Source organism: Komagataeibacter rhaeticus (assembly GCF_011611525.1).
Taxonomy (GTDB): domain Bacteria; phylum Pseudomonadota; class Alphaproteobacteria; order Acetobacterales; family Acetobacteraceae; genus Komagataeibacter; species Komagataeibacter rhaeticus.
In genome coordinates, this window is record NZ_CP050139.1 from 2,714,955 (window position 1) to 2,728,263 (window position 13,309).

The 13,309-nt window shown below is 62.3% G+C and carries 10 protein-coding genes and 1 tRNA gene; 4 read left to right on the forward strand and 7 right to left on the reverse strand.

Annotation, left to right across the window (positions count from 1 at the left end; translation table 11 throughout):
* Positions 1 to 2 precede the first annotated feature (2 nt).
* From GWK63_RS12385 to GWK63_RS12395, 3 genes are all read left to right on the forward strand, one after another.
* The gene (locus tag GWK63_RS12385; RefSeq protein WP_039999749.1) at positions 3 to 1,115 is read left to right on the forward strand and encodes a ribonuclease E/G; all 1,113 of its coding nucleotides are present in this window, start codon (positions 3 to 5) and stop codon (positions 1,113 to 1,115) included.
* A complete protein-coding gene (locus GWK63_RS12390) occupies positions 1,108 to 1,314 on the forward strand; it encodes a DNA gyrase inhibitor YacG (RefSeq protein WP_083824493.1) in 207 nt (68 codons plus the stop codon). Before GWK63_RS12385 ends, GWK63_RS12390 begins: the two co-directional genes overlap by 8 nt.
* Positions 1,315 to 1,374: 60 nt before the next feature.
* A tRNA-Phe gene (locus GWK63_RS12395) sits at positions 1,375 to 1,450 on the forward strand.
* Between the two features lie 219 nt (positions 1,451 to 1,669).
* On the opposite strand, the gene GWK63_RS12400 is transcribed toward GWK63_RS12395, so the two are convergent.
* The 6 genes from GWK63_RS12400 to GWK63_RS12425 form a co-directional block, all read right to left on the reverse strand.
* A complete protein-coding gene (locus GWK63_RS12400) occupies positions 1,670 to 3,010 on the reverse strand; it encodes a dihydroorotase (protein ID WP_034928645.1) in 1,341 nt (446 codons plus the stop codon).
* Between the two features lie 228 nt (positions 3,011 to 3,238).
* Entirely contained in the window at positions 3,239 to 5,467 is a 2,229-nt protein-coding gene (locus tag GWK63_RS12405) for a sensor domain-containing protein (RefSeq protein WP_110581061.1), read from the reverse strand.
* A gap of 77 nt (positions 5,468 to 5,544) precedes the next feature.
* On the reverse strand, positions 5,545 to 7,812 hold the full coding sequence (locus tag GWK63_RS12410; RefSeq protein ID WP_396415480.1) for an EAL domain-containing protein: 2,268 nt from the start codon (positions 7,810 to 7,812) through the stop codon (positions 5,545 to 5,547).
* Positions 7,813 to 7,850: 38 nt separating this feature from the next.
* Complete coding sequence (locus GWK63_RS12415; RefSeq protein ID WP_223846529.1) at positions 7,851 to 9,872, reverse strand: putative bifunctional diguanylate cyclase/phosphodiesterase; 2,022 nt, start codon at positions 9,870 to 9,872, stop codon at positions 7,851 to 7,853.
* A 408-nt stretch (positions 9,873 to 10,280) separates the two neighbouring features.
* Complete coding sequence (locus GWK63_RS12420) at positions 10,281 to 10,838, reverse strand: cytochrome b (protein WP_034928470.1); 558 nt, start codon at positions 10,836 to 10,838, stop codon at positions 10,281 to 10,283.
* 73 nt (positions 10,839 to 10,911) lie between these two features.
* On the reverse strand, positions 10,912 to 11,280 hold the full coding sequence (locus GWK63_RS12425; RefSeq protein ID WP_034928473.1) for a hypothetical protein: 369 nt from the start codon (positions 11,278 to 11,280) through the stop codon (positions 10,912 to 10,914).
* Positions 11,281 to 11,528: 248 nt separating this feature from the next.
* On the opposite strand from GWK63_RS12425, the gene GWK63_RS12430 reads away from it, so the two are divergent.
* Positions 11,529 to 12,050, forward strand: coding sequence for a hypothetical protein (locus GWK63_RS12430; RefSeq protein ID WP_007397813.1), 522 nt, complete (start codon positions 11,529 to 11,531; stop codon positions 12,048 to 12,050).
* 56 nt (positions 12,051 to 12,106) lie between these two features.
* Here GWK63_RS12430 and GWK63_RS12435 read toward each other — a convergent pair whose 3' ends face one another.
* Positions 12,107 to 13,111: a ferritin-like domain-containing protein gene (locus GWK63_RS12435; protein ID WP_007397812.1), complete on the reverse strand. Its 1,005-nt coding sequence runs from the start codon at positions 13,109 to 13,111 to the stop codon at positions 12,107 to 12,109.
* Positions 13,112 to 13,309 lie beyond the last annotated feature (198 nt).

Genomic DNA, 13,309 nt, shown 5'->3' on the forward strand with positions numbered 1-13,309 from the left:
GCATGCGCATCTGCGCCAGCAGCAGCCCCGGAGAGGTCCGCATTGCCGTAACCGATAATGGCAGGCTGTGCGATTTCGCGCTGTGGCGGCCAGACATGGCCGATGGCGTGGGCGACCTTTACCGTGCGCGCGTCAGTGCCCATGTGCCTGCCCTGGGGGGCACCTTCATTGCCCTGCCGGGTCTGGAACAGGCCGGGTTCCTGCCCGATTCGGAAGGGCTTGGCCCCCTTACGCAGGGGCAGGTGGTCCTGGTTCGCGTGACCCGCAGCGCACAGGGCGGCAAGGGTGTGCGGCTGGGTGCGCGCAACCTGCCCCCCGACCTGCCCGGCGGGTCCGAACCTGGCCTGCTGCGCCGTGGCCCCACCCCTCTGGAGCGGCTGGCACGGTCTTGCCCCGATGCGCCCGTCGCCATTGATGACGCGGCCCTTGCCACCGCGCTGCCTGCGGACCTTCATCCCCGGCTCCTGCGCGTCAGCGCCGCATTCGACGCCGATCTGCGCGCCCAGGTGGATGCGCTGGAAGACCCGGTCGTGCAACTGCCGGGCGGCATGACGGCCAGCATCACCCCCACGCCCGCCCTGACTGCCATCGACATGGACGGGGGGGGCGCCAGTATGGACCGACGCCCCAAGCAGACCGCGCAGTTTGCCGCCAACCGCGACGCATTGCCCGACCTGCTGCACCAGCTCCGCCTGCGCAACCTGTCCGGTGCGATCATCGTGGATGTGGCGGGGCTTGCCATCCGCAAGCGTCGTGCCCTGGCGGAAACGGTGGAAACCGTGCTGAAGGATGACCCGCTGCGCCCACGCTTCCTGGGCTTTACGGCGCTGGGACTTGCGGAAATCGTCCGCCCGCGCGTGCACCCGCCGCTGCATGAACTGTTCCACTCCCACGAAGGGCGGCTGCTGCGCGCGCTGCGTGTGCAGATGCAGGCCTATCGTGGCATGCCCCCCAACGGGCGGCCCGTGTTGCTGGCCTGCGGGCAGGCGACACTGCGGCTGGTGCAGGACCATCCGGGCTGGATGGCGGATTTCTTACGCCTGACGGGCCGCGTGCTCCAGCCGGTTGCCGACCCGACCCTGCCTGCCCATGGCTGGAGAACTGACCATGACTGAACCCCCTGCCCTGCCCCCCTGCCCCATCTGCGGCCAGCCTGCCCAGGCACGCTACCGGCCATTCTGCTCGCGCCGCTGCGCGGATGTGGACCTTGGCCGCTGGTTTTCGGGCCAGTACCGGGTGCCCTCAAGCGAGTTTCCCCCTGCGGAGGATGAAAAATACACAAGACGGGTTGATCCCGATGATGAGGTAGGTTAAACGCTTGTCCAACGTCAGGACGGCCCCGGTTGCCCTGACCCAGCCGGACAACGGCCCGGTGCCCAAGTAGCTCAGTTGGTAGAGCATGCGACTGAAAATCGCAGTGTCGGTGGTTCGATCCCGCCCTTGGGCACCATTTAATTCCCTGAAAAAAACACAGCTTCCTGTTAGCAGGACAGCCGGTCCCCACACCCTTCCGCATGCCATCTGGCAGGCAGGGCGGCCCCACGTCTCTTCCACCAGACAGAAAGAAGTGTTTGGTGAAGCTTTTTTCAAAAAGCTTCAGGAACGTCGCCTTTATAAAAAAGGCGACGCCCGGAAACCCCTGTCGCTTCTTATCGGCAGGCCATGCCGCTCAGGGTGCCAGCGGACGGTCCGTGGCTTCAAACAGCAGGGGGGCACCCTGCGCGGTGGGGGCAAGCTGGTTTTCCCACATGGCGACATGGCCCCGGATGATGGTACCAACCGGGCGACCATGCAGTTCACGCCCCACAAAGGGTGACCACCCGCATTTGGACGCCAGCCAGTCCTGCTGCACCGTCCAGCGCGCGGCAAGGTCGACCACCGAGAAATCGGCATCATATCCCACCGCGATCCGTCCCTTGCGCACCAGCCCGAACAGGCGCTGCGGGCCAGCGGATGTCATGTCCACCACCCGGCGCAGCGACAGCCGCCCATGGGCCACATGGTCCAGCATAAGCGGCAGCAGCGTCTGAACGCCCGGCATGCCGGACGGACTGTCGGGATAGCTGCGCTGCTTGGCTTCCAGCGCATGGGGCGCATGGTCGGAGCCGATGATGTCGGGCACGCCCTGCCCCATCCAGTACCACAGCCCGTCGCGCCATGCGCGGCCACGGATGGGGGGGTTCATCTGCGCCAGCGTGCCCAGTTCGGCATAGGCTTCCTCCCCCGCCAGCGTCAGATGCTGCGGCGTGACCTCGCAACTGGCGATATCCTTGTGACCAGACAGGAATTCCAGTTCGGCCGGAGTGGTGACATGCAGCACATGGATACGCCGCCCCGTGCGCCGGGCCAGACTGACAATACGCTTCGTGGCGCGCAGGGCCGTTTCCTCATCCCGCCATACGGGGTGGGAGGCGGGATCACCCGCCCTGCGTTCGGACAGGCGTGCATGCAAACGGCCCTCGTCCTCGGCATGGATGGCCACACGGCGGTGGCCGGAGCGCAGCACGCGCTCCAGCACCGCATCATCGGATACCAGCAGGCTGCCGGTGGAAGACCCCATGAAGATCTTGATCCCCGCCGTACCCGGCAGCCTTTCCAGTTCCCCGCAGCGATCGGCATTATCCGTAGTGGCCCCGACATAAAAGGCATGGTCGCACCACATGCGCCCGCGCGCGCGTTCCAGCTTGTCCAGCACGGCTTCGGGGCAGTCCGTGGCGGGTTTTGTGTTGGGCATCTCGAACACGGCGGTCACACCGCCCATCACGGCGGCCATGCTGCCCGTTGCCAGGTCTTCCGCCCCGGTCAGGCCGGGTTCACGAAAATGGACCTGCGTGTCGATCACGCCAGGCAGGATGGTCAGCCCGGTACAGTCGATCACACGCCCCGCATCTCCCTGCCCGCCAATACGGGCAATCCGTCCGTCACGCACGTACACACTGGTCACGACCGTGGCATCGGGCAGGACAACGCTGCCATTTTCAAGACAGAGATCAAAAACGGGTAAGGTCATGGGCATATCCTGTGGTCATGGCCCCGCGACCGGCCACGGGCGGGCGCACGGGCGGCAGATGGCGCGCCGGGGCAGATGTGCCGCACGGCCCCACGCGTCCGTCATCCGGTGTATGGCATGCGCCCGCCAGCGTGCAAACCATTCCCGCGCGCATGGGAACGCACCCACGAAAACACCCCGGTCCTTGCGAACCGGGGTGTGAGGGCAGCATCCGCAGGCTGAGGGGGATTACTCGCCCGAAGGAATGGCGACCGAAGCGTCCTGTGCTTCCTTCAGCACGGCTGCCAGCCTGTTGTCACGAATCCACTCCTCCAGCTTGTCCGGCGTCATGGGCCGGGCAAACAGATAGCCCTGCACCACGTCACAGCCAAGCTGGCGCAGCAGGTCAAGCTGGCGGATGGTTTCCACCCCTTCCGTCACCACCGTCATGCCCAGGCGGCCACCAATGCCAATCACGGCGGTGGTCACCGCCTGGGCATTGGCATCATGCTCAAGGTTCATGATGAAGCTGCGGTCGATCTTGATTTCGGTCAGCGGCAGCCGGGTCAGGCGCGACAGGGATGAATAACCCGTGCCGAAATCATCCATGGACAGGGCAACGCCAAGGTTACGGATGGCCTGCAGGACCATGTTCGTATCCTCGTTTTCCGTCATCATGACGCTTTCGGTAATCTCCACCGTCAGACGCTTCGGCTCCAGCCGGCTCTCGCTCAGCAGGCGGGCGATGAAGCCGGGCAGGTTCCGGTTGCGGAAATGCCCCGCGGACAGGTTGACCGCCACGGTGGGCACATGCACGCCATGGGCATCCCATTCCAGGATCTGGTGCACCGCGCGTTCAAGCGACCAGGTGCCGATCGCCTCGATCTGGCCGGTCTCTTCCGCCACGGCAATGAAGCGTGAGGGATAGATGTTGCCCAGTGTGGGATGGTTCCACCGCGAAAGCGCTTCCACGCCATACAGCGTATTGTTGCGCACGTCGATCTGTGGCTGGTACTGCAGGTTGAGCAGCCCCTTGGCCAGTGATTCACGCAGGGCGGAACCCAGCAGCAGCCGGTCCTGCGCCGCCTTGTTATCTTCCGAACGGGCAAGGTGGGTCATGCCCAGGCCCGCGCGCTTGGCATGGCGCATGGCCTGCTCGGCATAGCTGAGCAGGGATTCCCCGTCAGGCCCGTTTTCGGGGAAGACACTGATGCCGATGCCCAGCGTGGGCACGATCATATTGCCGCCAATCTCGATCGGCTGCTTGACGCTGTCATGCAGCATCGTGGCGAACTTGACCGCATCTTCCTTGCGGGTATTGGGCACGATGATCAGGAATTCATTCGGTCCGGACCGGCTCAGCACGTAATTGCTGCGCGAGATGCCCTTCAGCCGCTCCGAAACCGACTTGAGGAACCCGTCACCATTGATGTGGCCAAGCGCGTCATTGATATCACGGAAACGGTCGATATCGATCATGTACAGCGCGAAGTGGTTATCCCCCGGCTGGCCGATCATGGACCGGATCACCTTGTGCACTGCCGTGCGGTTGAGGAAGCCGGTCAGCGGATCGAAATTGGACAGCTGCGAGATGTGCTGGCGTGCCTCGTGCTGTTCGATCAGCACACCACAGAAGGGCACGCAGCTGTTCACGATCTGCGCGGGCCATTCCCCCCGGCTGCGCTCGGAGCGCGAATACAGCGCGAAGATGCCCGTGATGCGGTCATTGCGCGTGCGGATGGCCGATGCCCAGCAATGGTGCAGCCCCAGCGAGATGCCAACGGAGCGGTAGCTGTCCCACACGATGGTGGTGGCTTCCCCCAGGTCATTGGCCAGCGCCGCGATGTCCGCTTCGGTCAGGCGCATCTCCTCCAGCGCCGCGGCAAAGCGGCGTGGCATGCCGGGGCCGGACAGGATGCGCAGGCGGTTCTGCTCATCCAGCAGGATCAGCACGGCCACGGTGTTGGGAACCAGTACCTCCACTTCGCGGCAGACCATGTCCGCCACGTCCTGGATCTGGATCTCGCTGGAAAGCGAGCGGAAAACCGTGTTCTGCAGTTCCATCACCCGGCTGCGATGGCCCGCGCCCGTAATGCCGCGCACCATCATCAGCCGGTAATTCCGGCCCGATGCACCGACCTTGGCGGCACTCAGGCTGACCTCGGCGGAAATGTAGTCCCCGCTGCGGTTTTCAAACGTGACTTCGCCTGCGACCGGCTCCGGCACGACCGTCGGCGCCTCCATATTGAAGGGCAGGTGCCCGTTCTCTATCGATGCCGCCAGCAGTTCACTCACGGGCCTGCCCACCAGTGTACCCGGCTCATAACCCCATAGCGTTTCGGCTGCCGGATTGGCGTACAGGATCATGTTGTGGTCATCAATGATGACCATGCCATCCTTTGCCTGACTGAGCAGTTCGAAACTGATGTCAGGAATGGTGTCGGCGGCGGGTAGAGAAATGGAATTCTTGGGTTTCATAGTAATCCAAAATGATGAACACCTGTTTCCAACCAGGTACCGGGATTATAGAGACAGCCAGTCGATCATGACAGAATTCAGGCAGGCTGTCCGCTCTGGCGCGCATTGGCTTCGCTTATGCTGGCTTCCAGCCTGCGGCCAGCATCCTGTGACCACGCAAGCATGTCGGCTGGCGCCATGGGACGGGCGAACAGATAGCCCTGCACCACATCGCAGTTCAGGCCCTGCAGCAGCTTGAGCTGGGCCTCGGTCTCGACACCCTCGGTCACAACCGTCATGCCCAGGCGGTTGCCAATGCCGATCACCGCCGTGGTCACGGCCTGCGCGTTGGGATCATGCTCAAGGTTCATGATGAAGCTGCGGTCGATCTTGATTTCGGTCAGCGGCAGGCGCGTCAGGCGCGACAGGCGCGACAGGCTGGAATAGCCCGTGCCGAAATCATCCATCGACAGGCCGACACCAAGGTTACGGATGGCGGCAAGCCCTTCCATCGTATCCTCGTTCTCATCCATCATCACGCTTTCGGTAATCTCCACCGTCAGGCGCTCGGGGTTGAGGGTGCGCTCCTTCAGGATCCGCTCGATCAGCGCGGGCAGCCCGCGATTGCGGAAATGCGCGGCCGACAGGTTGACCGAGACGGTGGGGACATACAGGCCCTTGCGCTCCCAGTCGATGATCTGGCGCGTCGCTTCCTCCAGCGACCAGGTGCCGATCGTCTCGATCTGCCCGGTATCCTCCGCCACGGCAATGAAGCGTGAGGGGTAGATGTTGCCCAGCGTGGGATGCTTCCACCGCGACAGGGCCTCCACGCCATACAGGCGGCCGGTCTTGATATCGACCTGCGGCTGGTAATGCAGGTTGAGCATGCCCTTGGCCAGCGATTCGCGCAGCGCGGACCCCAGCAGCAGCCGGTCCTGCGCCGCGCGGTTATCCGCCGTGCTGGACACGCAGTAACCGCCACGGGCCTCCTTCTTGCACCGGCGCATGGCGATTTCGGCATGGCCCAGCAGCGATTCCCCGTCCGGCCCGTTTTCGGGGAACAGGCTGATACCGATGCCAAGGGACACAACCAGCAGGTTGCCCGCAATCTCGATGGGTTCCTGCATGGCCTTGATCAGGCTTTCGGCAAAGGCCGTGGCGCGTTCCTCGTCACTGTCGGGCATGACGATGACGAACTCGTCCCCGCCCGAACGGCTGAGGATGTAGTTGCTGCGCGACATCATCTTGAGCCGCTCGGCAATGGCGCGCAGGAAGGCATCGCCATTCATGTGGCCAAGCGTGTCATTGATGTCGCGGAAGCGGTCGATATCGATCATGAAGACCGCGAACCTGTTGTCACCGGGGCGGTCGATCATCGACTTGATGACCTTGTGGATCGCCGTACGGTTGAGGAAGCCGGTCAGGGAGTCATGATTGGCCAGCTGCGAGATATGCTGCTGGGCCTCGTAATTCTCGATCACCACGCTACAGAAGGGCACGCAGCCACTGACAATCTTCTGCGGCCAGTCACTCAGCTTGTACTGATTGCGCGAATACAGCGCGAAGATGCCCGAAATCCGCCCGTTGCGCGACTTGATGGCCGAAGCCCAGCAGTTGTGCAGCCCCAGCGAGATACCAAGCGAACGGTAGCTGTCCCATACGATGCTGTTGGCTTCCGACAGGTCATTGCCCAGGGCGGCAAGGTCACCCTCGGTCAGCGACATGTTCTCAAGCGCCGCCGCATACCGGCGCGGCAGGCCGGGACCTGACAGGATGCTCAGGCGGTTGTTTTCATCCAGCAGGATGATGGCGGATACGGTATTGGGTACGAAGCTTTCCACCTCACGGCAGACCAGGTCGGCCACGTCCTCCACCTGCATGTCGTTGGAGATGGCCTGGAACACCGTGTTCTGCAGGTCCAGCAGCTTGCGGCGGTGGCTCTCCTCGGTCACGCCTTTCATGAAGGCCATGTAGTAGCGCTTCTTTTCCGGGCCAAGCAGCGCGGTCGAGATCGACATCTCGCCCGAAATGTAGTCACCGGCCTTGTTCTCGAACGTGACCTCGCGGGAAGTACCGACAATACGGTTCACGCCGGTCTTGCGGTTCTTGTAGATGTAGCTGTCATGATCACCCCGATAGACGGAGGGCACAAGGCAGCTGACATTGCGCCCCAGCACTTCGCTTTCGGTAAAGCCCCACAGTTTTTCCGCAGCCGGATTGAAGAAAACGATCTCGTTACGCTCGTTGATGATGACCACGCCGTCGGTTGCCTGCTCAAGAAGCTGCAGGCTGACATCAGCGGTCATGTCAAGTTCACGGCCTGCCGGTTTTTCTTCAGTCGTCAGGGGTGCCTGGTGTGGGTTCATTACATGCTCGTACTGTTTCATGGGAAATGCCGGAAATCTCAGATTTCAGGATAGGAAAGGGGAAAGGCCGCGGCACGCAGCGGACGGGCGGCAAAAGCCTGGCGCATGCCATGCGCGTCGTCAGGACGGGTGCCCGGGGCGGTCGGCGTCATCTGGCCCGGATGACCGATCAGGTAGCCCTGGCTTTCATCACATCCCTTGGCCGACACCACGGCAAGCTGGGCCGCCGTCTCAATTCCCTGCGCCAGAACCGAGATATGCAGCGCATGCCCCGCCACCATGACCGAACGGACCAGTTCCGCCATGGCGGGATCGGTATCCACCTTCTGCATGAGGGAACGGTCGATCTTGATCTTGTCAAAGGGGAAATCGTACAGCATCGACAGGACCGAATGCGGGCCGCCAAAGGCATCCAGTGCCAGGCACACGCCCATTGCATGCACCTTGCGCGCCATGGCAAGGGCGCGGCGGCGGTCGCGCTGCACCGTGGCCTCACTGATCTCGATGACCAGACGGTGCGCTGACAGCCCGCTGCGGGCCAGGACAGCAGCCACGATCGTATCGAAAGCAGGCTGAAGGAACTGGGTTACGGACATGTTGACCGCAACGCGCACATTCTCGTCCCACTCCACCGCGGCATGGCACGCCTGATCGAGTACCCATTCACCAAGCTGGATGATCAGGCCGTTCTCATCGGCAAGTTCCAGAATCTCGACCGGCGGAATGGCGCCACGGACGGGATGATCCCAGCGCAGCAGGGCCTCGTAGCCCGATACCGCCCCGGTGGCGACCACGGTCTGCACCTGGAAGGACAGCGAAAGCTGCCCGTCCACCATGGCTTTCTTCAGGTCATCGCCCAGAGCGCGACGCGCGCAGAGATTCTGGTCCAGCGAGCTTTCGTAATACCATATGGTCTCGTGCAGGTCGGTCTTGGCGCGGTACATGGCCAGATCCGCGCGTGAGATCAGGGTTTCGCTGTCTTTCGCATCGACCGGATAGACCGCGACCCCGATGCTGCCCCCGCTGGTGACCAGATAGTCATCAATGGGAATGGGCTGGTTGAGCGCATGCTGGATGCGCTCGACAAAGCCATGCAGTTCGGCCCGGTCGGACGTGCGGTGGATGGCGATGAACTCATCCCCCCCCAGGCGGGCCACGAACTCCCCCGCGCCCAGCAGGGCACTGAACCGTTCGGCCAGCGTGGTCAGGACAATATCACCCGCCGCATGTCCGCGCGTGTCGTTGATTTCCTTGAACTTGTTCAGGTCGATGCCGATCAGCGCGAACTGTGCGCCGGTCCTGTCGGCCGTTGCCACTTCCTGCTCCAGCCGCTCATTGAAGCTGATGCGGTTGGGCAGGCCGGTCAGCGCGTCCGACATCGCCATGCGGTGCAGTTCCTGATAGGAATCCTGCCGCAGGCTGCCATCAATCACATAACAGGCGATTCCGGCGATGATCGTCAGCATGGAGCCGCCGATGACAGCGAAGCCAATGGCCTGGAACTGACCGTTATCGCCGACCATGGCCAGCGTCATCCCGACCTCACGGCGCAGGCTGGCCGGCCGCAGCGCCAGCATGAACGCCACCGACGACAGGCCGATGCCGATCACGACCGACAGGCCGACCAGCGGCAGGTTCCATGTGACCGGGGCATCCACATGATAGGCCGCCATGCCGATATAATGCATGCAGGCAACGCCGATCCCGAAGATCATGCCGCCCAGCAGGCATCCGCCACGCCCGTACAGCCGCGCCGCCGCCATGATGGCAAACGGAACGGCCACGAACATGGCCAGCAGCGACAGCACCGTCTCGGTCGGGTCAAGGTGGACCCCGGCACTGCAGTTATAGGCCAGCATGGCGGCAAAATGCGTGCACCAGACAAAACTGGCGCCCGCCATGGCCGCGAGGAAATACCAGCCGATACGCTGCCTGCCGCGTGTTTCCGACACACGGGTCACCAGGCGCATGGTAATCCACGCGCCCGCGAGACAGACAATAAACGCACCAGCAAGCAGGAAGGGATTATATACCTTCAGTTCATAGATATGATTGCTCATGGCTTCCATTTTTGAACGATCAATACCACCAGAACATCAGAAAATTCAGGGTAACATCCGATGCCGCATGGGGGAATGCGGAAAATCATCTGGCATCAACCGCCTACAACAGGGGCATCAAAACAGGTTATTCAGCTATTTATTTTTATATTTGCTGAGATTAACCTGATATTAGTAAACATTCGCATGATATGCAACAAAAAAATATTGTTTGGCCCCATATGGAAAAATGTTTCAAATTCCCAAAACCAATGCATAGCGGTCAAGCATTTAATTAATAGGATAATCCTATTTAAAACCCATATAATAGGTTTATTTTCCTATATAAATACTGGGTTTTCATTTTTGTAGAATGTGTAATTACCTACCGATAGGAATTTATGCCAAACCCCGGCAGGATCGTCTTATTCAGGGCAGCATGCGCTGGAAAACCCGGTCACGATAAACAAATAGATGGTACAGACCCGCGCCTGCGTGAAAAGCTGCAACAACAAGCAGTAACCACGCATTCCAGTGATGTAACCATGAAAAAAAGGAATGTGTTCCGCGTATCAGTACCGGAAAAGGTGAACTGATCGGTATACCAAAGGCAATCACGGGCCGGCCGGTTGACCAGCGCGCCATGTAGCCAAACACGATTTCCCCCCCCAGCAGCAGATAGAGCAGCCGGTGCACGCTGCGTGCAATGCGTTCCTGAAACGTTACAACGGGAAAGCGGATGGCCCGCCCCCCGGTCATGCCCCACGCGATGCGGGTCACGAACACGGCCGCCAGCAGCACCCCCAGCGAGGTATGGGTCACCACAAGGAACGCACGCAGCGGCAGGCCGCGGTCAAGCAGATGCCATGCCACCTGCCCGACGGTGAACTGTTCCACCACCAGCACGGCCGTCAGCCAGTGCAGCCAGCGGGTTTCCCAGCTGTAGCGCACGGGCGGTGCTGGCGAACGGAAGGAAGAAACGGTCATTGCGGTCACCCGTCATCCAAATGGCCGGAGGCTGCGGGCAGCCCGAACGGCCCGGCCGCCCGCGTTCGCATGTTCAGTTGACGCCGGGCAGGAGGGCGCTGTCCTCCCCCCCGATATTCATGTTGCTATAGCTGCCATCCGTCATGCCAGGCGCGCGGCTGCCGGATGCGGAGCCGGGCATCATCATCGCGCCGGTCATCTGGTCGGCTTCCCCGTTTTCCCCGCTGCCAAACTGCGGCACATCGCCGCCGCCCCCCGTTTCAGGCGCGCTGTACTGCGAAACCCCGGCCGATGCGCGCTCCCCTTCCGCCTGCCCCGGCACGTAGCTGCCGGCGGCACTGCTGCCCGATGACTGGCCACGCGCCTGCGCGCCCCCGGCACTGCCCGCCAGCATGGCCCCGACGGCCAGCGCCACCAATCCCTTCCTGATGTAAGCCGACATCTGATTTCTCTCCCGTTACGTGCCATGGTTCACGTCGCATGGCATCTGATCTCTACATGGGAACACCTGCCCCGACATATCAACATTACCGCGCCCGCACGGGGTGCGGGACAGTTCTGCCACGCATGTTACGCGCGTGTGCCATGCAGCATGAAACACATGGGCCAGGGTGTGGTTGTCATGAAACGTAACGGGGCGCACAGTCGGGCCATCCCGCCACGGGCCCGTACCCTGATGGAGAATGAAAGATGACCACTCTCGCCACCCTTCCCCTCAGCCAGATGACCGTCGTGCCGGACCTGCTGGCCGCTCCGGTCGGCACGGTCATGATCGCATCGGAAATCTCGCGCGATGACCAGAAGATCGTGATCCGCAGCCGCTTTGTCTCCCCCATCGGGACAACACCCGGCCTGATCATGATGGCGGCAAAGACGAAGGGGTATTTCGTGCCCGATGAAGCCTGCACCGAATTCGTGCGCACGGCGCTGGATGTGACCGAAATCATGCCGCTGCTGCTGACAAGGATCCTGCCCGGCTTCCGCTACAAATACGATGCGGTGGTGCGCGGCGACGTATGGCAGCTGCGCGATGGGGCGGGCAAGGAATTCGCGGGCCTGGCCATCGGCTCCTCCGATGAGGAGGAAAGCAAGGTCTATGCCTATGCCCGCATCGATGGCGGCCGGATTGGTGATATCGTACCCGCAACGCGGGTTGCCTATCTGGGGCAGCTTGATTTTGGCGCGGGCAACGCCAGCCCGACGCTGGGCTGAGGACTTTCCCGCCCCGGCCATGTCATGAACATGGCCGGGGCGCGGAGGCACGGGGTTCAGGCCGCTCCGGGCTGGCTTTCAAGGCTGGCCGAATTGGGCGTGCGCTTGAGGAACAGCCTGATGAAACGCGCAAGGTTGGGCGCCAGCTTCGGCCGCAGCAGGCGCGGATCATAGCCCGAGAAACGACGCTCGTTCTCGATCAGGCAGATATCGATCATGTCGCGCAGCGGCACATCGATGTCAGCCACATCCTTGGTTCCGTTGACAGTGAAGTTGTTGTCCTGCTCGTGCCTGTTGCCCTCGGCGTCAAAGGTGGTGACCATGCCCAGGCGCTCGTACAGCAGGAAGAACCATACGCCGATCACGCGCGCCTCGAACCACGGGCGCTTCCACAGCGGCATGGTCGCGCGGTGCCAGGCCAGCCAGTTGGCGAACAGCAGGATATGGCGGCATTCCTCCTGCATCACCGGCTCGAACGTATCGATCAGCGCGGGGGGGAAGAAGGCGGATTTCTGGGCAATGGCAAACAGGCCGAACGCGAAGAAACTGTCCACGCATTCCGAAAACCCGGTCACCATGTAGGCCCATTCCACATCACGCGGCTCGATATAGGGCGGCTCCGACGCCAGCGGAATGTCATAGGCCGCCACCATCTTGGACAGGACTTCCTTGTGGCGGTTTTCCTCCCACGCATTGCGTGACAGGGCATCCTTCATGTCCGGGTCGTCGATCAGCCGGGCGTAGGCGGCCATGCGCAGGCGGGCCTTGCCTTCGGTCTGGACCGCGATGTCCCATATGGGCAGGGAGGTCACGCGCCTGAGCGTTTCCGGGTCCAGCTTCGGCCATTCGATGACCGACGGCTTGTACGGGTTGAAGGTATCGCGGAACATATCCGCCACCGCCTTCTTGTGCTCGGCCGATCCCGGCTTTAGCGGCCCCGGTACCGGGCTGGACCAGTGGCGGGCGTTGAAATCGGCCTTGGCCACCGCATCGGCGGTAGCCGTGCCCGGATCACGGGCTTCGGGTAGGGTGGTATAGATGTCGGAAAGTGATTTCGTCATGTCGGCTCGCTGCTCGGAACGGCGGCGGGTGGATACGCCCCCTGCGGCGGTACCGATCCCTCCGGCCTGACATCCCTGTCGGCGGTTCCCATTCATATAGAAGCACCAACCGGTGCGGAACTGTTATCGAAAACCCGCAGGGGATGCCATGGCACCCCCTGCAGCACGCACAGCCACCATTATGGGCGGCCGGGAGGA